Origin of the sequence: Blautia sp. An81, assembly GCF_002161285.1 — a bacterium.
In the GTDB taxonomy this organism is placed as follows: domain Bacteria; phylum Bacillota; class Clostridia; order Lachnospirales; family Lachnospiraceae; genus Blautia; species Blautia ornithocaccae.
Window position 1 is genome coordinate 202,683 of the sequence record NZ_NFHH01000003.1, and the last position, 20,656, is coordinate 223,338.

Sequence of the window (20,656 nt, forward strand, 5' to 3'; positions counted from 1 at the left end):
TTATGTATTGACGGAACGAAGGAATGATGGTAATATACTAGCGTATGCCGCACAAAGAGGTCGAAGTGTCCATAGCGGACCACCATATTTGGCGAGTAATGATAATAGGAGGTGCCATATGTACGCAATTATTGCAACAGGTGGTAAACAGTACAAAGTAGCCGAAGGCGATGTTATCAGAGTAGAGAAGCTTGGAGCAGAAGCTGGTGAAACGGTTACCTTTGACCAGGTACTTGCTGTAAGCAATGACGGTTTAAAAGTTGGTGAAGATGTTGCCAACGCAACAGTAACTGCATCTGTAGTTGAAAACGGTAAGGCAAAGAAAGTTATCGTTTACAAGTATAAGAGAAAAACCGGATACCACAAGAAAAACGGTCACAGACAGCAGTTTACTAAAGTAAAAATCGAAAAGATCAATGCTTAATCCCTATGATTAAAGTAACGATTTATCAGAATTCAGAAGGAGAGATTACGGGAGTCTCCATACAGGGACATGCAGGTTATGCAGATAACGGCAGTGATATTGTATGTGCAGCCGTATCGGTCCTGACTCAGAATACAGTTAATTCCATCGAACAGTTTACAGAAGACAGATTTTCCGTTGATGTGGACGAAAAAGAAGGAGGTCTGTATCTCAAGATGAAGCCTGGATACTCCGGAAGATCAAAACTTCTGCTGGATTCCCTTATCCTCGGTTTACAGGGGATAGAAGAAGAATATATGGATTATTTGGATGTCATATTCGAGGAGGTGTAAGACATGTTAAAGATGAACCTTCAGTTATTTGCTCATAAAAAGGGAGTTGGTTCTACAAAGAACGGACGTGATTCCGAGTCCAAAAGACTGGGCGCCAAGAGAGCTGACGGACAGTTTGTAAAAGCTGGAAACATCCTTTACAGACAGCGTGGAACAAAAATCCATCCAGGCGTAAATGTAGGCAGAGGCGGAGACGACACTTTGTTTGCATTAGTGGACGGTGTAGTACGTTTCGAGAGAAAAGGCAGAGACAAAAAACAGGTTTCTGTAGTTCCAGTAACTACTGCAGAGTAATTACGATAACAGGGCGGCTTCAAATCATTATGGTTTGGAGCCACTTTTTTTCATATGAAAGATCAGACGGAGGATATTATGTTTGCAGACAGAGCGAAAATCTATATCCGCTCAGGTAAGGGCGGCGACGGACATGTAAGCTTCAGGAGGGAGCTTTTTGTCCCCAGCGGCGGTCCTGACGGCGGAGACGGCGGAAAAGGCGGCGATGTTATTTTTGAAGTGGATAAAGGATTAAACGCCCTGAGCGATTACCGTCATAAAAGAAAATATGCCGCAGGAGACGGAGAGCCGGGAGGCAAAAGAAAATGCCACGGGGCGGATGGAAAAGATATTGTCCTGAAGGTTCCGGAGGGAACTGTGATCAAGGATGCTGCCAGCGGTAAGGTGATTGCTGATATGTCAGGAGAGAATACCCGGCAGGTAGTCTTAAAAGGCGGCAGAGGTGGAAATGGAAACCAGCATTATGCAACGTCTACCATGCAGGTGCCAAAATACGCTCAGCCGGGACAGGCTGCCCAGGAGCTGGAGGTACAGTTAGAGCTGAAAGTGATCGCAGACGTGGGACTGCTGGGATTCCCTAATGTGGGAAAATCTACCCTTCTTTCCCGGGTCAGCAATGCAAGACCGCAGATTGCCAATTATCACTTCACTACCATAAATCCTCACTTGGGTGTAGTGGATTTTGAGGGATGCCAGGGATTTGTCATTGCAGATATTCCGGGACTTATTGAAGGCGCTTCCCAGGGAGTAGGCCTGGGCCACCAGTTCCTGCGGCACATTGAGAGAACAAGAGTGCTGATCCATCTGGTGGATGCGGCGTCTACGGAAGGCCGTGATCCGGTGGAAGACATATACAAGATAAATAAAGAACTGGAAGCCTACGATCCGGAGATGATGAAGAAACCACAGGTCATAGCAGCCAATAAGATTGACGCAATCTATTCGGGAGATGAAGACCCGGTAGAGAAGCTGCGTCAGGAGTTTGAGCCTCAGGGTATCCGGGTTTTTGGAATTTCTGCAGTAAGCGGAAAAGGGCTGAAAGAACTGCTCTATTATGTAAAACAGCTTCTGGACTCTATAGACAAAGAGCCAGTTGTCTTTGAACAGGAATTTTTCCCGGAGGATATGATGATCCGTGAGAACCTTCCTTATACTGTGGAGCAGTCGGAAGAAGACGAGCATATCTTTATTGTAGAAGGTCCCAAGATTGAGAAAATGCTGGGTTATACTAACCTGGATTCCGAAAAGGGCTTCCTGTTTTTCCAGAAATTTTTGAAGGATTCCGGAATTTTGGAGGACCTGGAAAAAGCAGGTATCCAGGAGGGGGATACGGTACGGATGTACGGATTCGATTTCGATTATTATAAATAGGAGTAGACTATGACAAGCAAACAGAGAGCTTATTTAAAGAGTCTTGCAATGAAAATGGACCCCATTATTCAGATTGGGAAATCCAGCCTTACCCCGGAACTGACCAAGGCCGTGGAGGAGGCGCTGACTGCAAGAGAACTGATTAAGATCAGCGTGCTCCAGAACTGCTTGGATGACCCAAGAAGTCTGGCAGACATGCTGGCAGAAAGAACCCATTCTCAGGTAGTTCAGGTTATCGGGAAGAAAATTGTTCTTTACAGAGAAGGAAAAGAAGATAAGAAAAAAATACTTCTTCCCTGATTTTTGCAGGGAGTTTCAATACAGGAATTTCGGCTGTCTGCCGGAGAGATGAAGAAAGAGGAGCAGTCATGAGTGAAAAGAAGAAGCGCATAGGAATCATGGGAGGAACCTTTGATCCTATCCATATCGGACATCTGATCCTGGGGGAGACTGCGTATCACCAGTTTCATCTGGACAGGATTTTATTCATGCCGGCTGGGAATCCTCCACATAAGAAGGTCAGAGAGAACCGGGCTACAGACCGTCAGAGGGTGGACATGGTCCGCTTGGCCATTGCCTCCAATCCTCATTTTTCTCTGTCTCTGGAGGAAATGCACAGGGAAGGATATACTTATACCTATCGGACACTGGAGCGGCTGAAAGATCAGAATCCAGATACAGAGTATTATTTTATTCTCGGAGCGGACTCTCTTTATACCTTTGATGAGTGGAGAGAGCCGGAAAGGATTTTGAGAGCCTGCACGATTCTGGTGGGAACCAGAAACCATACCAGTGATGAAAAGCTTGACAGAGTCATAGGGGAGCTAGAGGATAAATATCAGGGAAATATTCAGAAGCTGGAATCCTTAAATATTGATATTTCTTCCGAGATGATACGTTCCTGGATTGAAAAGGGAAGAAGTCTGGCTTATTATGTACCGGATCAGGTAATCGATTATATACAGAAGAATAATATTTACAAGGGTTGTGATGAAGATGAAGTATAATTTTGCAGAATACGAGAAAAAATTGAAAAAATATCTGGACAAAGACAGATATCGGCATACTCTTGGAGTGATGTATACTGCAGCGGCACTGGCCATGGCCCATGAGTATGATATGGAGCAGGCCCAGATGGCAGGACTTCTCCATGACTGTGCCAAATGCATTCCCAACAAAAAGAAGCTGAAGATCTGCAGAAAACAGAATATACGGATTTCATCTGTAGAACAGGCTAATCCTTTTCTTCTCCATGCAAAGCTGGGGGCTTATATTGCAGAGAAAAAATATCAGGTTGAAGATGAGGAAATCCTGTCCGCAATCCGCTGGCATACTACAGGAAAAGAAGCCATGAGCGACCTTGAGAAAATTGTATATATTGCAGATTATATTGAACCTGGAAGAAATAAGGCTCCCAGACTGCCCTGGATACGGAGAGTGGCTTTTGAAGATCTGGATGAAGGCATGTATTACATTCTGAAAGACAGCCTCTCTTATCTGGGAAAAGGGAGTAAAGTCCTGGACCCTATGACACAGAAGGCTTTTGACTATTATGAAACTCTTCACCTGGAAAGAAAACAGAGAAAGGAAAAAAATGGAAAGTAGAGAAATGGTGCGTCTTGCCTGTGAGGCTATGGAAGATAAAAAAGCACAGGACATTAAGATCATTGATATTGAAAAAGTTTCCACACTGGCGGATTATTTCATTATCGCCAGCGGAAGCAACCGGAATCAGGTACAGGCTATGGCGGACAGCGTCAGTGAAACTTTGGGAAGAGCCGGAGTAGAGCCAAAACAGATGGAAGGTTACCAGACCGCAAACTGGATCCTGTTAGATTACAGAGATGTGGTCATCCATATCTTTGATGAGGAAAACCGTCTGTTCTATGACCTGGAGCGTATCTGGAGAGACGGCATTCTGGTAGAGCGGGAAAGCTTTGATAAAGAATAGATAACAGAAATGTGAGAACAAAGACCGCAGAAAGCTTTTGAAAGTTTCATGACTTTTCAGAGCTCTCTGCGGTCTTTTGTGATAGAGGAGACTTCAGTGCATAAAACGGAAAACGCCAATGACTCTTCCCAGGATCTGGAAAGTCTGGTCTGGCTCTACGATAATCGGCTCCATAGCATCGTTTTCCGGCTGAAGGCGGATGTATCCGTCTTCTTTATAAAAAGTCTTTACAGTGGCAGAATCATCTACCAGAGCAACTACTTTCTGACCGTTTTCCGCAGTAGGCTGTTGTTCTACAACAACATAGTCGCCGTTGAAAATGCCGGCATTGACCATGCTGTCCCCCTGGACTACCAGCATAAAGGTTTTGTTATTAGGCATATACTCTGAAGGAATAGGGAAATATCCCTCTACATTTTCCACTGCCAGAAGAGGCTGGCCGGCAGCCACTTTGCCGATAATAGGAACATTGACGGTTTCACGTCTCACCAGATTGAAATTATCATCTACGATCTCTATAGCCCGGGGCTTTGTAGGGTCCCTGCGGATATAACCGTTTTTCTCCAGAGTTTCCAGATGGGAGTGTACGGAAGATGTGGATTTTAAATTTACAGCTTCACATATTTCCCGGACAGAGGGAGGAAAACCACGGTTCAGGATTTCATTTTTTATATATTCTAAAATTTCAGATTGTTTCTTACTGATCTTTCCATAGGACATAACAGATATACCTCCGATTAATTTAAATAATCATAACATAAAATCCTGATAAATGCAAACAGATATTCCGAAAGTTTGTTCGAAAAAACTGTTGACAAACATTTGTTCTTGTATTATGATGGTCTCAAGAAAAAAGAACGTATGTTTGCGAATAAGTGTTCGTGTAAGCTTCAGGAGGTATATAAATGAAAAGAAGAAGAAAACAGAAAAGATTATCTTTGGCAGCTTTGTTATGCTTTGCAGTTTTTACGGCTTTCGCTGTAAGCTTTACTATGGTCAGCACCGCTGAGGCAGGAACCCAGGAATCCTGCCGCTATAAATATTATACAAGCGTTCAGATAGAGCCTGGAAGCAGTCTCTGGGATATAGCCCAGGAGTATGCCTCCAGCGAGTACGAAGATTTAAATGACTATATTCAGGAAGTACGCCGGATCAATCATCTGGACGAAGACACGATCTATGCAGGGTCATATCTGTGCGTTCCCTATTATTCTTCAGAGTATAAGTAAGATATAAGAGTTCAGTTATGAGAGGAACTGTCACAATAAGAACAGTGACTGACAGGAGAAGGGCTTGTGGGAAGAGAAGTTCAATGCTACAATATTTTAAAAATGTATTGAGGTATACCCCATGAACCGAAAAAAAGTAACATCTACAGATGTAGCCAGAAGAGCTGGAGTTTCACAGCCTACAGTATCCATGATCCTGAATAAAAAATACAATGTATCTTTTTCCAGAGAGACCATTTTGAAAGTAGAAGAGGCTGCCAGAGAACTGGGATATTCAAATGAGAAAAAACAGAATAAACACAGGATCCAGATGAGTGGAACTGTTTTCGTAATGTGTCCTAATCTGACAAATCCCTATTATTTTTCCCTCCTTCAGGGAATCGAGAAGACAGCCAAGAAAAACCGATATGATGTTTTTCTGTGCAATACAGGAAGAGATTATCAGACTGAGGAAAAATATCTGAGAAAAATTGAGAAGCTGAATCCTTCAGGGATTATCTTTACCTTTACGCCTAGTTTTCCAGAGTTGATCCAGGTGATTTCAAAAAAAATACCTGTAATACTTATTGGCGAAAAAGATGCAGTAAAGGGGATGGACATGGTAGAACTGAATAGTGAGAGAATGGGAAGGATTCTGGCAGAACATCTGCTGGAGCTTGGTCATAGAAAGGTGGCTTTTCTTTCCACTCCTCTTACTCAGAGACAGTCAGCCAGGAGGGCCCGGGTTCGCGGATTTTGTCAGGCTTTTGAAGAAGCGGGGTATGGGGACAGCGTTTATGTAAAAAGTCTTCCAGAAGAAATGGATGTTATGTTTCAGGAAATGGATATGGAGTATAAGACTGGTTATGAGCTGGCCTCTGCTCTTGTTATGGAAGTCCCCGATATTACAGCGGCAGCAGGGACCAATGATATGGTTGCCCTTGGTATCCGGGATGCACTGCTGGACAAGCATTACCGCATACCGGAAGATATTTCGGTATTAGGATGCGATAATCTGTTGTTTTCAGGACTCAGAGGGATTGACCTGACAACAGTGGAACATTTTACTTCTAAAAAAGGAGAAAATGCCTGTGAAATCCTACTGAGAAAAATAGAAGAACAACGTCAGAAACAGGATAAAAGAGAACAGGGAATGATTTATCACATTGAATATGAACCTCGACTGATTCTCAGAGGAAGCACATCCTATCCCCGGCAGCTGTAGATAGGAACAGTAAAATTTATCGACTTATGTCTGTATATGAAATTTTTCTTTGCATAACAAAAATCCAGTGGTATAATAATTATAATTTTCCGGTTCGTTCTTATTGGGCGAACCGGTTTGTTTACTAATTATTCCATTGCAGAAGAGAGGAAAGAGATATGGCGATTCAAAAAATTGGAATCCCCAGAGGATTAATGATATACCGGGATGGGATATTGTGGAAATCCTTTTTTGAAAACTTGGGATACCAAAGTGTAGTCAGCGGAAAAAGTGACAGGCAGATACTGGACGAAGGAATCCAGCTTGCCATTGATGAAACCTGCCTTCCTTTTAAAGTATATCTGGGACATGTAAAAGAGCTGATCGGAAAATGTGATGCAGTATTTGCGCCCCGTATGGGAGGATTTGAGTCAAAAGAACGGATGTGTACGCGATATCAGTCTCTGCCGGATCTGGTGGAAAATATCTTCAAGGGAACACAGCTGCAGATTTTAACAGTTAGCTATGACTGGTATGACCACACAAAGGAAGAAAAGGTTTATATGGAGCTGGGACTTTGTCTGGGCAAAACCAAAAAAGAAGTGAAAAAGGCATATAACCTGGCAAAAAAGGAGCAGGAGAGCTGGTTTAAGTCTCAGGAAAAGAAACAAGGAAAAATCTTAGAAGGAACAAAGACAAAAATTCTGTTGGCCGGTCATCCTTATGTGTTACATGATGGATATATGGGCGGTGAGATTGCAGAAATCCTGAAAAGAATGGGACATGAAGTTTTATATACGGATTACGTAAACAGAGAAAACGCTTTAAAGAGAAGTTACCATTTTTCAAAGGTAATGCCCTGGATCATTAACAGAGAAATGACTGGTGCGATCATGCTGCTGAAAGATAAGGTTGACGGTATTGTGCTGATCAGCGCATATCCCTGCGGGCCGGATGCGCTGGTTAATGACATGCTCATAAGAAAAATTAATGGCATTCCGGTCCTCCAGCTTACTTTGGACGCCCAGGAGGGGACGGCGGGTGTAGAAACACGAATTGAAAGTTTTATAGATATTATTCAATATCAGAAAGCAGGAGGCTATGGAAATTAATTTTGACGACAGAAAAAAGATTGCTTTTCCACGGTTTCATCATTATGATTATGCGATACGCTATATTGCAGAGCAGGCTCTGGGATTGTGCTATATTCAGCTTCCGCCAGCTACCAGAGCCACAGTGGAGCTGGGAAGCAAGTACAGCCCAGATTATGCCTGTGCGCCATTTAAACATACTCTGGGCAGTCTGATCGAGGCACTGGAGGCAGGAGCAGATGTTGTTGTGGAGACAGGAGGCCTTTGCAGACTTGATTATTACGGAGAGCTTCAAAAAGAAATCCTGAAGGAACTAGGGTATCACTTTGAATTTATTAACCTTGCCGAATACATGGGGGGAAAGAAAAAAGAATGGCTGAAGCTTGCAAAGGAGCTAAATCCCCGTCTGAAACCTGCAAAATTTGTGTCCGGAGTCCTGGATGGAATTAAGATGGCAGAATATATGGACGAGCTGGAGGCCTTTTATTATAAGAATGCAGGATATGAGGCAGAGAAAGGCAGTTTCCGGAAGGTCATGGACCAGTTTTATCTGGATATGCAGATAGCAGAGACGAAAGAAGAGATCAGAAATGGCTATCAAAAAGCAAAATCAGAAATGAGCCGTCTGGAAATCCGGATGCCGGAAAGGCCTATTCGGATTGGCATAGTGGGAGAATATTTTACAGTAATGGATGCCCACGCCAATCATCACCTTCAGGATAAATTGAGCGGCCTTGGAGCGGCGGTGTATCGATACATGAGCGTGACAAACTGTCATTTCAGAGCAAAGGAAAGGGCTCTGCGTCCCAAAATCCGGGAGTATGTAAAATTTAATATGGGTCCTACCACTACCTGGACGGTAAATTCTGCTTTAGACTATGCCAGACAGGGATTTGACGGAATTGTTCATGTGAAATCTTTCGGATGCACGCCGGAGATTGATGCAGTTCCTGTGCTGCAGAACATAAGCAGGGATTATCATATTCCGGTTTTATACCTGAGTTATGATACACAGAACAGCGATACGGGTCTTGATACGAGACTGGAGGCATTTTACGATATGTTAGAAAGGAAGAAGAAAGTACTGCGATGAAGAAGAAAGCATATTTGGGAATTGATATAGGTTCTATCTCCACAAAAGGTGTGATCATTAATGAAAATAAAGACTTTCTGGCGGAATGTTATCTGTGGACAGAGGGAAACCCTACGGAAGCAACAAAAAAAGTACTGACTGAACTGCAGAAAAATTTTGACGGGGAGCAGTATGAGATCGTGGCTTCTGGTACAACAGGCAGTGCCAGAAAATTAGTGGGAAGCATGATCGGGGCCCAGGTGGTGAAAAATGAGATTACTGCCCATGCAGTGGGAACGACTTCCATTCATCCGGATGTGCGTACGATTTTGGAAATCGGCGGCCAGGATTCTAAGATCATTTGTGTGGAGAATGGTGTAGCAGTAGACTATGCTATGAATACTCTCTGCGCCGCAGGAACAGGAGCTTTTCTTTCCAGCCAGGCTCACAGACTTGGAGTGGAAGTGGAAGATTTCGGCAGGATTGCCTTGTCAGCCAAAAGAGCAGCGCCGGTGGCGGCCAGATGTACAGTTTTTGCAGAATCTGACCTGGTCCATAAACTCCAGGTTGGATATCCCAGAGAAGAGATCATAGCGGGACTATGTAAAGCCGTAGTTGGCAACTATCTGAACAATGTGGCAAAAGGAAAGAAAATTATTTCCCCTGTAGTGTTCCAGGGCGGCGTCAGCAAAAATGAAGGCGTTGTAAAAATGTTTGAAGAAGAGCTGGGGATGCCTGTACTGGTAGATGAAAAAGGTCATCTCATGGGAGCTTTCGGTATTGCAATTCTGGCAAAGGAATCCAGACAAGAGGGAGCTTTTGATTTTCATGTGGCAGACATGGAATTTAAAACAAGAGAAATCACCTGTGGCAAGTGTGCGAACCATTGTGAGATTATCTGTGTCTACAGAGATGGAAAATTAATTGATTCCTGGGGAAACCGTTGTCCAAATGGAGAAATAACAGCCAAAAATCAAGGGGAAACATACTAATAAATTAAAATATTAATAATATGATTAGTTAATATTTTAAATCTCTCTTTGACATAGATAAATACCGTGTTATAGTTATAGCAGAAATAAAGGTGGCATGGCCTGAAATGGTCATCTGTGGACCAGCCTGTACAAGAGAGGTTATGGTGAAAAATGGATTGGAAAGAATATTTACAAAAAGAAAAACACTGCAGCTGCGGAAAAAATCATGTCTGCGATATTGAGGAGATCATTATTGAGGACGGTGCGATAAAACGTCTTCCCCAGGTTTTGGGCAAACATAAGTATCAGAAACTGTGTGTGGTCAGCGATCTCCATACAGAGCAGGCAGCGGGCCTGATGGTTTATGAAGAACTTGAGAAGGCGGGATATGCTTTTGAAAAGGTTGTTTATCAGGACGAAGAGCTGGTGCCTGATGAGGATGCACTGATTTACCTTTTTACCAGGGTTCCCAATGACTGCGACCTGATCATTGCAGTGGGAAGCGGAACGATTAACGACCTGTGCCGTTACGTCAGCTACAAGATGAAAATGGATTATTATATTGTGGGAACTGCTCCTTCTATGGATGGATATGCATCTAATGTTTCTCCGCTGATCATCCGTCATTTAAAGACAACCTATGAGGCCAGACCGGCCAGAGTGATCATTGGAGACCTGGATATTATTTCCCAAGCTCCTCTTCATATGATAGCAGCTGGAGCTGGAGACATTCTGGGCAAATATGTCTGCCTTACAGACTGGCAGCTGGCTCATATCGTAAATGGAGAATATATTTGTCCGGAGATTATGGAACTGGTCCGGGAATCTATTAAAAAAGTAGCTGAGAATGCGGAAAAGGCAGCTCACAGAGACAAGGAAGCTATTGGGGCTATTATGGAGGGACTGGTGCTGAGCGGTATTGCCATGAGCTATATCGGAAATTCCAGGCCTGCCTCTGGAAGTGAACATCATATGTCTCATTACTGGGAGATGATGTTTCTTTTAGACCAGCAGCCAGATCCACTTCACGGCACAAAGGTGGGGATTGGCACGGTAGTGGCTATCCGCCTTTATGAAATGCTGAAAGAAAAGAGAGAGATTCTGTTTCCTCTGGAGGAGCCTTCCTTTGACCAGGAGCTGTGGACTGAGAAAATCAAAGAAGCTTACGGACCGGCAGCTCCCGGCGTCTTGGAGTTGGAGAAAAAAATCGGAAAAAATTCTGACGGAGAGGTTCTCAGAAGAAGATCAGTTTTTCAAGAGCATATAGAAGAAATCTTCAAAGTGGTAAATGAACTTCCAAAAGCAGAAGAAATCATAGAAATCCTGAAATCGATGGAGGCGCCTTATTATCCGAATCAGATCAATGTTTCAGAGGAAGTATTTGCCAGAGGAATCTATTATGCAAAGGATTTGAGGAATCGCTTTGGACTCCTTCAGATTTTGTTTGACCTGGATCTCCAGGAAGAATTTATCCAGAGCCTTATTCAAGAAATTTATTGAAAGAAGGGAATACAAATGTATCGTATAGAAAACCCATATTTAAAAGTGGAAGTATCTTCTCATGGAGCTGAGCTTCAGAGTATTTATGACAAGGAGACAGAGAAAGAAGTTCTCTGGCAGGGAGACCCTAAATACTGGGGAAGACGCTCCCCGATACTTTTCCCTAATGTAGGGAGACACAGCGGAGATTTTTATATCTGGAAGGAAAAGAAATTTTCTACAAAGCAGCATGGATTTGCAAGGGATATGGAATTTTCCTGTATAGAGGAAAAGGAGAATGAGCTGGTCTTTTCTCTGCAGGATACAGAAAAGACTAAAGAATATTTCCCCTTTTCCTTTGAACTCCGTATTACCTACAGTCTTTCGGATAGAGAACTGCAGGTAAAGTGGGAAGTAAAAAACCGGGATCAGGAAACCATGTTTTTTACTATAGGAGGTCATCCGGCTTTTCGTGTGCCGGTTCTGGAGGAAACAGTTCAGACGGATTACAAGCTGCTGTTTAAGGGCAATAAAGAGCTGGAATACAAGCTTATCTGCCCTGGAGAAGGTACAGCAGACGCCTCCCATTGCTATAAGCTTTCCCTGGAAAAATATGGAGAATATGATGGCTGCAGAATTACAGAGAATATGTTTGACCGGGATGCTTTGATCTTTGACAAGGGACAGGTGCAGTGGGCGGCAATCGGCTATCCGGATGGAAAGCCCTATCTTTCTCTGGAATGTGAGGGATTTACCCATTTTGGCATCTGGTCCGTTCCAGGGGCTCCTTTTGTCTGTCTGGAGCCTTGGATGGGAAGGTGCGATGATCATGGATTTGCCGGTGAAATTTCAGAAAAACCGGGTATACTGAAAGTGGAGCCTTCAGGTACTTTCCAAAAATCCTATAGGATTAAAGTTTTCACTCCTCAGAGTGACTAATGAATTTTAGAGAAGAAATAGGTTGACATACCGAGAAAGGATATGTTATAAAGTATTTATCATGTTAAACCGTTGAAGAAGAGTGAGTACTTTCTGAGAATAGTCTGAATACAGAGAACTGCAGGGGGTGGAAATGCAGTATCAGCGTCAGAGAGGAATGGGCTTCTGAGGGCAAGCAGAAATTACAGTATGTGAGCCGGAGAGGAAACTCCGTTACGAAACCCAGCATATGAAGTATGCATTAAGCGGATATGTAAATATCAATTTGGGTGGCACCGCAGGATTTAAACTCTTGTCCCAAGGAACAGAAATTGTTTCCTGGGCAGGAGTTTTTCTTTTGTATAGATGCCTGCCGAAATACGGAGTTCCGCTGACAAGAAGCAAACAAGTGAAAGGAGAATAGACAATGGCAAGAAACAAAGAGATCCCTTATAAAATCTATCTTGAAGAAAGCGAGATGCCAAAACAGTGGTATAATCTCAGAGCGGATATGAAAAATAAACCTGCGCCTCTGCTGAATCCGGCTACTATGAAACCTATGACGGCAGAAGAGCTGGGACAGGTCTTCTGTAAAGAACTGGTAGAGCAGGAACTTGACAATACAACTGCTTACATTGATATTCCTCAGGAAATCCAGGACTTTTATAAAATGTACCGTCCCTCACCTCTTGTAAGAGCCTACTGTCTGGAGAAGAAACTGGATACGCCGGCGAAAATCTACTATAAGTTTGAGGGGAATAATACCAGCGGAAGCCATAAATTAAACTCTGCAATTGCTCAGGCTTATTATGCTAAGAAACAGGGGTTAAAAGGTGTAACTACGGAGACAGGAGCCGGACAGTGGGGAACAGCTCTTTCCATGGCCTGCGCTTACCTTGACCTTGACTGCCAGGTATATATGGTGAAGTGCTCTTATGAACAGAAGCCATTCAGAAGAGAAGTTATGAGGACATACGGCGCTTCCGTGACACCTTCTCCTTCTGAAACAACAGAAATTGGAAGAAAGATTCTGAAAGAACATCCGGGAACTTCTGGAAGCCTTGGCTGCGCTATTTCTGAAGCAGTAGAGAAAGCCACTCATCAAGAGGGTTACCGCTATGTACTGGGAAGCGTACTGAACCAGGTACTTCTTCATCAGACGGTTATTGGTCTTGAAACAAAAACTGCCCTGGATAAATATGGAATTGTTCCGGATATGATCATCGGCTGTGCCGGAGGCGGTTCTAATCTGGGAGGATTGATCTCACCATTTATGGGAGAAAAAATCAAAGGAGAAAGAGATTATCAGATTATTGCAGTAGAGCCTGCTTCCTGCCCAAGTTTTACCAGAGGAAAGTTTGCCTATGACTTCTGCGATACAGGTATGGCAACGCCTCTTCAGAAGATGTATACCCTGGGCAGTAACTTTATTCCTTCTGCAAATCATGCAGGTGGTCTCCGCTATCATGGAATGAGTTCTATTCTGTCACAGCTTTACCATGACGGACTGATGGAAGCAAGGTCTGTAGAGCAGACTTCTGTATTTGCTGCTGCCGAGGAGTTTGCAAGGGTAGAAGGCATCCTTCCGGCCCCTGAGAGTGCTCATGCCATTAAAGTTGCCATGGATGAGGCAAAGAAATGTAAAGAAACCGGGGAGGAAAAGACCATTGTCTTTGGGCTGACCGGTACCGGATACTTTGATATGTATGCTTACGAAAGCTTTAATGACGGAAAGATGACAGACTATATTCCTACAGATGAAGACCTGGAAGCTGGCTTCGCAGGACTTCCAAAAGTGCCGGAAGATCTGGCATAAGCAGAGAAAAAGCATATGGAAGCAGAAATGTAGAATAAAAAAGGATTTACTTTTTCTGCAAGGATATGATATACTGAACCTCATGTGATAAGTAGAATAAATAATCGCGGCTGACAGTACCGAAAGGGGTCAGGTGAGGAAAGTCCGGGCTTCACAGGGCAGGATGCCAGATAACGTCTGGTGGAGGTGACTCCAAGGACAGTGCAACAGAAATGTACCGCCGGAGAAATCCGGTAAGGGTGGAAGGGCAGTGTAAGAGACTACCGCTTTCCTGGTAACAGGAAGGGCATATGTAAACCCCATCCGAAGCAAGACCGAATAGAAAACAATGTGGCTGCCCGTCACGTTTTCAGGTGGGTCGCTTGAGCCTGCCGGCGACGGCAGGACTGGATAGATGATTATTCACGACATAACCCGGCTTATCGTTCTGCTTATCACATAAAAAAAGCGTATCCCATAATTCCTATTCCAGGAAGAAGGGGTACGCTTTTTTTATTCTATAGGAGCCCTTAGGCTCCCCTGCAGAATCTTTTATGCCTGTTGACCTAAAAGATAATCAATAAACTGCTGGGCAGTTCTTCCGGACAGGCCGCCATGGCGCAGTTCCCAGGCATTGGCCTGCTGGAGAAGTTCCTCCTGGTCCATATGCAGACCATGCTTTTGGGCCAGGGTCAGTACAATCTGCTGGAACTCTTTCTTACTGGGTGAACCAAAGTAGATGGTTACGCCGAAACGATAAACCAGGGAGAGTTTTTCCTGCACAGTATCATTTGTATGAAGGTCATCATCCCGGTCAGCCTTGTCGCTGAATTTTTCCCGGACCAGATGCCGGCGGTTGGAGGTAGCATAGATTAGGATATTATCTGGTTTTCGTTCCAGACCTCCTTCAATTACAGCTTTCAGATATTTATATTCAATTTCAAAATCCTCAAAGGACAGGTCATCCATGTAGATAATAAATTTGTAATGCCGGTTTTTAATCTGGGCGATCACATCATTCAGGTCCTTGAATTGGTGTTTGTATACTTCAATAATACGCAGGCCTCTGTCATAATACTGATTAAGGATTGCTTTGATACATGAGGACTTTCCAGTTCCTGCATCTCCAAAAAGAAGACAGTTATTGGCCGGCTTTCCATTTAAGAAGGCCTCTGTATTGTCAATCAGTTTTTTCTTGGCAATTTCGTAACCCACCAGGTCATCCAGATGCACATGGGCAATCTTAGTAATGGGAACGATTTTTACCCGCTGGTCATTGGGGCCGTGTTCCAGACGAAAGGCTTTGTGGAGACCAAGTTTTCCTACACCGTAATCTTTGTAAAAGTCTACCATATGTTTCATGAATTCTTCCGGAGAGTTGGAAGCGGCCAAAAGATTGCTTAAAGTGTTCAGACGGCTGCTGATCCGTTCATTAAACTGTTTGCTCCCATGGCTGTCATTTTCATATTCATTGATCAGATGGCAGCAGGAGGATGAGCCGTAAAAATTTTCAAAAGCTGAAAAATCCAGGTTAAAAAGGTCCTTGAAAATCTCAAAATCATGGAGAGCAAGCTGGTTAATGGTGCCTTCCACTGGGCCGGTGATCTCACAGGCAGTACTGAAAGCATTTTCATGATTGGCAAGGAGATAGGTAAGATAGCTGTGCCACAGATTTCCCGTAAAACCATAGGTGCTGGCCATTTCTACCAGCCGGTTCATGCAGCTGTAAAACAAAGATTTGGACTTGCCAGGCTCTTCTGGCTCAAGACAGCAGATTTCCAAGGCTCTGGACATGTCTTCCAGGATATCTCCCTGCTGAAAATTTCGGTATAAGATACATTCGTCAATATTAAACATCCTTCTGATTCCTTTCTAATAATTGCCGTGGATACGGAAATTCTGAGTTTCAGCCTCCAGACCCCGGAGGGCATTCTTTACAGCACTGTCACTTAAATTCCCCTCAAAATCCACAAAAAAGCGGTATTCCCAGTTGCGCCCATGAATAGGCCGGGATTCAATCTTGGTCATATTCAGTCCATTATAGATGAAATGAGACAAGCTGTTGTAAAGACTTCCGCTTTCATGGGGCAGTTCATAGCTGACACTGATTTTACCTGCATTTCGGCAATAGATTTTATCTCTGGTAACAATAATAAATCTGGTAGAGTTTCCAGCGTTAGTATATATATTCTCTTTCAGCACGGAAAGACCGAAAAATTCAGCAGCATAGGGACTGGAGATAGCTGCCTGGGTATGGTCTCCTTCTTCTGCGATTTTCTTGGCTGCAGCAGCTGTGTTTCCAAATTCATGAGTTACCCACTCTTTGTGAGACTCCAGGAAGACTCTGCATTGCATAAGGGCCTGAGGATGGGAATAGACATCTGTAATTTCTTCCATGGAAGTTCCAGGAAGACCTACCAGAGCATGCTGACAGGGGATGATCTGTTCCCCTACGATTACATGGTCATACTTGGTCAGCAGGTCATAATTGTCCTGGACAATGCCTGCAGTAGAATTTTCTATAGGCAGAACAGCAAAATCAGCGTCATAGTTTTTGATTGCTTCCATGGCATCTTTCCAGGTATCTACATGAAAACTTTTGATGTTTTTTCCAAAAAAAGTATTCATGGCGGCATAGCTGTAAGCACCTTCTACTCCCTGGAACACTACAGTGACGTCTTCTTTTTTCAGAGCATCTACAGGGGAAAAAAGCGGATCCCATGTGCCTTTATGTTCCTCCATAAGCTGATACTGGCGCTTTCTGCTGATAGACATGATCTGCCGGTAGAGTTCATAAATTCCTCTGCTGTTAAACTCTCCGGAAGCCTGACTGCTGAGGGTCTCCAATTTTGCCTTCTCTCTGCTGGCATCAAAAACAGGTTTCTTTGTCTCTATTTTAAACCGGGCCACCTTTTCCGCCACGGCCATTCTCTCTTCAAAAAGCCTGACGATCTGATCGTCGATATGGTCGATTTCATCTCTGAGCTGGGTCAGATCTAACATTTGTATCTTCCTTCCTTTTTCATAAAGTTATTATGCTTATGATACACCGACAGATTTTCTCCCGCAAGTCTTTTGTTCCGGAAATTAGAAGAAAACCTGAAACCTTCTGCTCTTCAGCATGTATGAAGCATCTGGGACAGAGACATAATAAAGAAAAACTATAATCATTAAAAGAGGAGAAGAAGATATGAAAGGTGATTTTCTGCGGTGCGGAGCCACAGGCTGGTGCCTTGAGATCTTCTGGACAGGCCTTCATGCAGCAGGAAGAAAGGAATGGAAAATGATGGGACAGTCTTCTTTGTGGATGTTTCCCATATATGGTATGGCTGCCTGTATAGGTCCACTATCCAGATATCTGAAAAAGATTCCTGCCATATTGCGGGGGAGCCTGTATATGACGGGAATCTTTGCGGCAGAATTCAGTACGGGACTCCTCCTGAAACATTATAATGTGTGTCCCTGGGATTATAGCCGTTATCCCCTGAATTATAAAGGTGTGATCCGACTTGACTATGCGCCCCTGTGGTTCTGTACGGGACTGCTTTTTGAAAAAATATTGTCTCATGAAAAGTGAAAATTCTTGAAATACCCCTGGAAGTAGTATATGATAGTAAAAAAGTCAAACATATACAGGAGGTAATCTATGAGACACTTAATGAGTCCGTTGGATTTATCCGTAGAGGAATTGGACAAGGTTTTAGATCTGGCCAATGATATTGAAAATAATCCGGAGAAATACGCTCATAAATGTGACGGAAAAATTCTTGCAACTTTGTTTTATGAGCCAAGTACACGTACACGTCTCAGCTTTGAGTCGGCAATGCTTCGTTTGGGAGGAAAGGTCCTGGGTTTTTCCAGCGCTAATTCCAGTTCAGCGGCAAAAGGCGAGAGTGTGGCAGATACTCTCCGGATGATTTCATGTTATGCGGACATCTGCGCCATGCGCCATCCAAAGGAGGGTGCGCCTCTGGTAGGCTCCATGGCATCCCAGATTCCGGTGATCAATGCAGGCGACGGAGGACATCAGCATCCTACTCAGACATTGACAGATTTACTTACCATTCGTTCTATGAAAGGGCGGCTGGATAATATTACCATTGGTCTTTGCGGAGATCTGAAGTTTGGCAGGACCGTACATTCTCTTATTGAAGCGTTGGTGAGATACGAAGGCGTAAAATTTGTGCTGATTTCTCCAGAAGAACTGAAGATACCGGATTATATCCGGGAGGATGTACTAAAGGCCAGCGGTCATGAATTTCAGGAAGTAGAAAGACTGGAAGACGCTCTCCCCAAACTGGATCTGTTATACATGACCAGGGTGCAGAAAGAAAGATTCTTCAACGAAGAAGATTATGTGAGAATGAAGGATTTCTATATTCTGGACAAGGCAAAAATGGAGCTTGCCGGCCCAGATATGCTGGTGCTTCATCCGCTGCCAAGAGTAAATGAAATTTCCATAGAGGTGGACTCAGATCCCAGAGCAGCTTATTTTAAACAGGCAAGATACGGGGTTTATGTCCGCATGGCGCTGATCCTGAGTCTGCTGGGAATGGGGGTAGAATTATGTTAAATGTAGGACAATTAAGTGAAGGTGTGGTTCTGGACCATATCAAAGCCGGTAAGAGCATGACCATTTATCATGATCTGGAGCTGGATAAACTGGATTGTTGTGTGGCAATTATTAAAAATGCCAGAAGCAACAAAATGGGAAGAAAAGACATCATCAAGGTGGAATGCCCCATTGATACCCTGGATCTGGATATTCTGGGATTTATCGATCACAATATTACAGTGAACATCATCAAGGACGGAGAAATCGTAGAGAAGAAAAAACTAAGCCTTCCTAAAGAGGTCCACAATGTGATCAAGTGTAAAAACCCCCGGTGTATTACTTCCATTGAACAGGAACTGGAACAGATTTTTATCCTGGCAGATCCTAAAAAGGAAATCTACCGCTGCAAATACTGTGAAGAAAAATACAGAGGAAGCAGAAACAAATAAAAATATATGAAAAGAGGCTGTTCTTGAAGGATATTTTCAGAACAGCCTCTTTTCATCAAGGTACGGTGCTAAAAAGGCAAAAGAGGACAGAAATATAGAAAATCCAAAGAAAACACTGGACATTTGACAGGGAAAAAGCTATTATTTATACAATGCGGAAAAGCATTCTGTCATAGGAAAGCAGATTAGAAAGCCCCTAAGGAGGATATATGAAATGAAGAAAGTTGTAAAATTCGGAGGAAGTTCTCTGGCCAGTGCAGCACAGTTTGAGAAAGTGGGAGCTATTATCCGGGGAGATGAAAGCAGAAGATATGTGGTGCCTTCAGCTCCTGGAAAACGTTTTTCTGAAGATACAAAGGTTACAGACTTATTATATGCCTGCTACCGCAGTGCCGGAGACGAAGAGAGATTTCCAAAAATCTTAAAAGAAATCAAAAGCCGTTATCAGGAGATCATAGACGGACTTGGACTGTCTTTATCCCTGGAGGAGGATTTTGCTTTGCTGGAAGAAAATTTCAATAAGCAGATCGGAGAGGAATATGCGGCTTCCAGAGGGGAATATTTAAATGGAAAGATTATGGCGGCTTATCTGGGATTTGCCTTTGTGGACCCGGCAGAGATGATCCGTTTTGACGGAAATGGCCAGTTTGACGGCGAAATAACGGAAAAACTGGTGGCTAAAAAACTGGGAGACCTGGAGCGGGCAGTAATTCCGGGATTTTATGGCGCGAAGGAAGACGGAACGATTAAAACCTTCTCAAGAGGAGGATCTGATATTACAGGTTCTATTGTAGCAGGAGCTGTTGATGCAGATCTATATGAGAACTGGACAGATGTGTCAGGCTTTCTGGTAACAGATCCCAGGATTATCCAGAATCCGAAACCTATCGATACCATTACATACCGTGAGCTGAGAGAGCTGTCCTATATGGGAGCCACGGTTCTTCATGAAGATGCGATTTTCCCTGTGCGTAAAGCCGGTATCCCTATTAACATCCGCAACACCAATGCTCCGGAAGATCCAGGTACGATGATCGTAGAAGATACCTGCAAAAAGCCCCCCTATACCATTACCGGTATTGCAGGAAAAAAGGGCTTCTGTGCTCTGAACATCGAAAAATCTATGATGAACTCAGAAATCGGATTTGGCAGAAAAGTGCTGCAGGTACTGGAAGAACAGGGGATTGCTTTTGAGCATATTCCATCGGGGATCGATACAATGACAATTTTCATCCACCAGGATGAATTTGCCCAGAAAGAGCAGCAGGTAATTTCAGGAATTCACCGGGTAGTGAAACCAGATTATATGGAACTGGAGACAGATCTTTCTCTTATTGCAGTCGTGGGCAGAGGCATGCGTTCCAACAGAGGCACAGCTGCCAGAATTTTTGCGGCTCTGGCTCATGCCAATGTAAACGTTAAGATGATCGACCAGGGCTCCAGTGAGCTGAATGTAATTGTAGGAGTCCGTGACGAGGACTTTGAACCGGCAATCCGGGCGATATATGATATTTTTGTGGAGACTCAGATTTAAGAAGG

Annotated in this window: 23 protein-coding genes, 1 other RNA gene and 1 other annotated feature; of the genes, 21 read left to right on the plus strand and 3 right to left on the minus strand. The window is 43.6% G+C overall.

Going from position 1 to position 20,656, the window contains the following annotated elements:
- Positions 1–118 precede the first annotated feature (118 nt).
- From rplU to rsfS, 8 genes are all read left to right on the plus strand, one after another.
- Positions 119–424: a 50S ribosomal protein L21 gene (gene rplU / locus B5G33_RS04475; RefSeq protein WP_087272249.1), complete on the plus strand. Its 306-nt coding sequence runs from the start codon at positions 119–121 to the stop codon at positions 422–424.
- Between the two features lie 5 nt (positions 425–429).
- On the plus strand, positions 430–756 hold the full coding sequence (locus B5G33_RS04480; RefSeq protein WP_087272251.1) for a ribosomal-processing cysteine protease Prp: 327 nt from the start codon (positions 430–432) through the stop codon (positions 754–756).
- 3 nt (positions 757–759) lie between these two features.
- Positions 760–1,050 carry a 50S ribosomal protein L27 gene (gene rpmA / locus B5G33_RS04485; RefSeq protein WP_087272253.1) on the plus strand — a complete coding sequence of 97 codons (291 nt, stop codon included), beginning with the start codon at positions 760–762 and terminating at the stop codon, positions 1,048–1,050.
- A 78-nt stretch (positions 1,051–1,128) separates the two neighbouring features.
- A complete protein-coding gene (obgE, locus tag B5G33_RS04490; RefSeq protein ID WP_087272364.1) occupies positions 1,129–2,421 on the plus strand; it encodes a GTPase ObgE in 1,293 nt (430 codons plus the stop codon).
- Positions 2,422–2,430: 9 nt separating this feature from the next.
- Positions 2,431–2,721, plus strand: coding sequence for a ribosome assembly RNA-binding protein YhbY (gene yhbY, locus B5G33_RS04495; RefSeq protein ID WP_087272256.1), 291 nt, complete (start codon positions 2,431–2,433; stop codon positions 2,719–2,721).
- A gap of 68 nt (positions 2,722–2,789) precedes the next feature.
- Positions 2,790–3,428, plus strand: a complete 639-nt coding sequence (gene nadD, locus B5G33_RS04500; RefSeq protein WP_087272260.1) for a nicotinate-nucleotide adenylyltransferase — start codon at positions 2,790–2,792, stop codon at positions 3,426–3,428.
- Entirely contained in the window at positions 3,418–4,026 is a 609-nt protein-coding gene (yqeK, locus tag B5G33_RS04505; protein WP_087272369.1) for a bis(5'-nucleosyl)-tetraphosphatase (symmetrical) YqeK, read from the plus strand. The genes nadD and yqeK overlap by 11 nt, the downstream gene beginning before the upstream one ends.
- The gene (rsfS, locus tag B5G33_RS04510; RefSeq protein ID WP_087272372.1) at positions 4,016–4,372 is read left to right on the plus strand and encodes a ribosome silencing factor; all 357 of its coding nucleotides are present in this window, start codon (positions 4,016–4,018) and stop codon (positions 4,370–4,372) included. Before yqeK ends, rsfS begins: the two co-directional genes overlap by 11 nt.
- Before the next feature lie 93 nt (positions 4,373–4,465).
- Here the strand turns inward: rsfS and lexA are convergent, their stop codons facing one another.
- Complete coding sequence (lexA, locus tag B5G33_RS04515; RefSeq protein WP_087272263.1) at positions 4,466–5,092, minus strand: transcriptional repressor LexA; 627 nt, start codon at positions 5,090–5,092, stop codon at positions 4,466–4,468.
- Between the two features lie 185 nt (positions 5,093–5,277).
- Here lexA and B5G33_RS04520 point away from each other — a divergent pair, with 185 nt between their 5' ends.
- From B5G33_RS04520 to rnpB, 9 genes are all read left to right on the plus strand, one after another.
- Positions 5,278–5,601: a LysM peptidoglycan-binding domain-containing protein gene (locus B5G33_RS04520; RefSeq protein ID WP_087416876.1), complete on the plus strand. Its 324-nt coding sequence runs from the start codon at positions 5,278–5,280 to the stop codon at positions 5,599–5,601.
- 121 nt (positions 5,602–5,722) lie between these two features.
- Positions 5,723–6,805: a LacI family DNA-binding transcriptional regulator gene (locus B5G33_RS04525; protein WP_087416877.1), complete on the plus strand. Its 1,083-nt coding sequence runs from the start codon at positions 5,723–5,725 to the stop codon at positions 6,803–6,805.
- Positions 6,806–6,963: 158 nt separating this feature from the next.
- Entirely contained in the window at positions 6,964–7,896 is a 933-nt protein-coding gene (locus B5G33_RS04530) for an acyl-CoA dehydratase activase-related protein (RefSeq protein WP_087416878.1), read from the plus strand.
- Positions 7,886–8,968 carry a 2-hydroxyacyl-CoA dehydratase gene (locus B5G33_RS04535; RefSeq protein WP_087272277.1) on the plus strand — a complete coding sequence of 361 codons (1,083 nt, stop codon included), beginning with the start codon at positions 7,886–7,888 and terminating at the stop codon, positions 8,966–8,968. The genes B5G33_RS04530 and B5G33_RS04535 overlap by 11 nt, the downstream gene beginning before the upstream one ends.
- Positions 8,965–9,939, plus strand: coding sequence for an acyl-CoA dehydratase activase (locus tag B5G33_RS04540; RefSeq protein ID WP_087416879.1), 975 nt, complete (start codon positions 8,965–8,967; stop codon positions 9,937–9,939). Before B5G33_RS04535 ends, B5G33_RS04540 begins: the two co-directional genes overlap by 4 nt.
- A 153-nt stretch (positions 9,940–10,092) precedes the next feature.
- A complete protein-coding gene (locus tag B5G33_RS04545; protein WP_087272283.1) occupies positions 10,093–11,421 on the plus strand; it encodes a sn-glycerol-1-phosphate dehydrogenase in 1,329 nt (442 codons plus the stop codon).
- A 15-nt stretch (positions 11,422–11,436) separates the two neighbouring features.
- On the plus strand, positions 11,437–12,339 hold the full coding sequence (locus tag B5G33_RS04550) for an aldose 1-epimerase family protein (protein WP_087416880.1): 903 nt from the start codon (positions 11,437–11,439) through the stop codon (positions 12,337–12,339).
- 63 nt (positions 12,340–12,402) lie between these two features.
- Positions 12,403–12,642, plus strand: a binding site (T-box leader).
- A 103-nt stretch (positions 12,643–12,745) separates the two neighbouring features.
- The gene (locus B5G33_RS04555; protein WP_087416881.1) at positions 12,746–14,134 is read left to right on the plus strand and encodes a TrpB-like pyridoxal phosphate-dependent enzyme; all 1,389 of its coding nucleotides are present in this window, start codon (positions 12,746–12,748) and stop codon (positions 14,132–14,134) included.
- Between the two features lie 88 nt (positions 14,135–14,222).
- An RNA gene (gene rnpB, locus B5G33_RS04560) (RNase P RNA component class A) lies at positions 14,223–14,572 on the plus strand.
- Positions 14,573–14,665: 93 nt separating this feature from the next.
- Here rnpB and B5G33_RS04565 read toward each other — a convergent pair.
- On the minus strand, positions 14,666–15,970 hold the full coding sequence (locus B5G33_RS04565) for an ATP-binding protein (RefSeq protein WP_087416882.1): 1,305 nt from the start codon (positions 15,968–15,970) through the stop codon (positions 14,666–14,668).
- Between the two features lie 15 nt (positions 15,971–15,985).
- Positions 15,986–17,116, minus strand: coding sequence for a bifunctional chorismate mutase/prephenate dehydratase (locus tag B5G33_RS04570; protein ID WP_087272295.1), 1,131 nt, complete (start codon positions 17,114–17,116; stop codon positions 15,986–15,988).
- Between the two features lie 187 nt (positions 17,117–17,303).
- On the opposite strand from B5G33_RS04570, the gene B5G33_RS04575 reads away from it, so the two are divergent.
- The 4 genes from B5G33_RS04575 to B5G33_RS04590 all read left to right on the plus strand — a co-directional run bounded on the left by B5G33_RS04575 (position 17,304) and on the right by B5G33_RS04590 (position 20,651).
- Positions 17,304–17,690, plus strand: coding sequence for a putative ABC transporter permease (locus B5G33_RS04575; protein ID WP_087272297.1), 387 nt, complete (start codon positions 17,304–17,306; stop codon positions 17,688–17,690).
- Between the two features lie 69 nt (positions 17,691–17,759).
- Positions 17,760–18,686 carry an aspartate carbamoyltransferase gene (pyrB, locus tag B5G33_RS04580; protein ID WP_087272300.1) on the plus strand — a complete coding sequence of 309 codons (927 nt, stop codon included), beginning with the start codon at positions 17,760–17,762 and terminating at the stop codon, positions 18,684–18,686.
- Entirely contained in the window at positions 18,680–19,117 is a 438-nt protein-coding gene (locus B5G33_RS04585; RefSeq protein ID WP_087272302.1) for an aspartate carbamoyltransferase regulatory subunit, read from the plus strand. The genes pyrB and B5G33_RS04585 overlap by 7 nt, the downstream gene beginning before the upstream one ends.
- Positions 19,118–19,331: 214 nt before the next feature.
- Positions 19,332–20,651, plus strand: a complete 1,320-nt coding sequence (locus B5G33_RS04590; protein ID WP_087416883.1) for an aspartate kinase — start codon at positions 19,332–19,334, stop codon at positions 20,649–20,651.
- The last annotated feature ends 5 nt before the right edge of the window (positions 20,652–20,656 follow it).

Coding starts and splice junctions, on each gene's coding strand:
- rsfS (WP_087272372.1), top strand. CDS start 4,016: ATGGAAAGTAGAGAAATGGTGCGTCTTGCCTGTGAGGCTATGGAAGAT.
- rplU (WP_087272249.1), top strand. CDS start 119: ATGTACGCAATTATTGCAACAGGTGGTAAACAGTACAAAGTAGCCGAA.
- pyrB (WP_087272300.1), top strand. CDS start 17,760: ATGAGACACTTAATGAGTCCGTTGGATTTATCCGTAGAGGAATTGGAC.
- obgE (WP_087272364.1), top strand. CDS start 1,129: ATGTTTGCAGACAGAGCGAAAATCTATATCCGCTCAGGTAAGGGCGGC.
- nadD (WP_087272260.1), top strand. CDS start 2,790: ATGAGTGAAAAGAAGAAGCGCATAGGAATCATGGGAGGAACCTTTGAT.
- B5G33_RS04480 (WP_087272251.1), top strand. CDS start 430: ATGATTAAAGTAACGATTTATCAGAATTCAGAAGGAGAGATTACGGGA.
- B5G33_RS04550 (WP_087416880.1), top strand. CDS start 11,437: ATGTATCGTATAGAAAACCCATATTTAAAAGTGGAAGTATCTTCTCAT.
- B5G33_RS04520 (WP_087416876.1), top strand. CDS start 5,278: ATGAAAAGAAGAAGAAAACAGAAAAGATTATCTTTGGCAGCTTTGTTA.
- rpmA (WP_087272253.1), top strand. CDS start 760: ATGTTAAAGATGAACCTTCAGTTATTTGCTCATAAAAAGGGAGTTGGT.
- B5G33_RS04535 (WP_087272277.1), top strand. CDS start 7,886: ATGGAAATTAATTTTGACGACAGAAAAAAGATTGCTTTTCCACGGTTT.
- yqeK (WP_087272369.1), top strand. CDS start 3,418: ATGAAGTATAATTTTGCAGAATACGAGAAAAAATTGAAAAAATATCTG.
- B5G33_RS04570 (WP_087272295.1), bottom strand. CDS start 17,116: ATGTTAGATCTGACCCAGCTCAGAGATGAAATCGACCATATCGACGAT.
- B5G33_RS04530 (WP_087416878.1), top strand. CDS start 6,964: ATGGCGATTCAAAAAATTGGAATCCCCAGAGGATTAATGATATACCGG.
- B5G33_RS04525 (WP_087416877.1), top strand. CDS start 5,723: ATGAACCGAAAAAAAGTAACATCTACAGATGTAGCCAGAAGAGCTGGA.
- B5G33_RS04555 (WP_087416881.1), top strand. CDS start 12,746: ATGGCAAGAAACAAAGAGATCCCTTATAAAATCTATCTTGAAGAAAGC.
- lexA (WP_087272263.1), bottom strand. CDS start 5,092: ATGTCCTATGGAAAGATCAGTAAGAAACAATCTGAAATTTTAGAATAT.
- B5G33_RS04575 (WP_087272297.1), top strand. CDS start 17,304: ATGAAAGGTGATTTTCTGCGGTGCGGAGCCACAGGCTGGTGCCTTGAG.
- B5G33_RS04590 (WP_087416883.1), top strand. CDS start 19,332: ATGAAGAAAGTTGTAAAATTCGGAGGAAGTTCTCTGGCCAGTGCAGCA.
- B5G33_RS04565 (WP_087416882.1), bottom strand. CDS start 15,970: ATGTTTAATATTGACGAATGTATCTTATACCGAAATTTTCAGCAGGGA.
- B5G33_RS04585 (WP_087272302.1), top strand. CDS start 18,680: ATGTTAAATGTAGGACAATTAAGTGAAGGTGTGGTTCTGGACCATATC.
- B5G33_RS04545 (WP_087272283.1), top strand. CDS start 10,093: ATGGATTGGAAAGAATATTTACAAAAAGAAAAACACTGCAGCTGCGGA.
- yhbY (WP_087272256.1), top strand. CDS start 2,431: ATGACAAGCAAACAGAGAGCTTATTTAAAGAGTCTTGCAATGAAAATG.
- B5G33_RS04540 (WP_087416879.1), top strand. CDS start 8,965: ATGAAGAAGAAAGCATATTTGGGAATTGATATAGGTTCTATCTCCACA.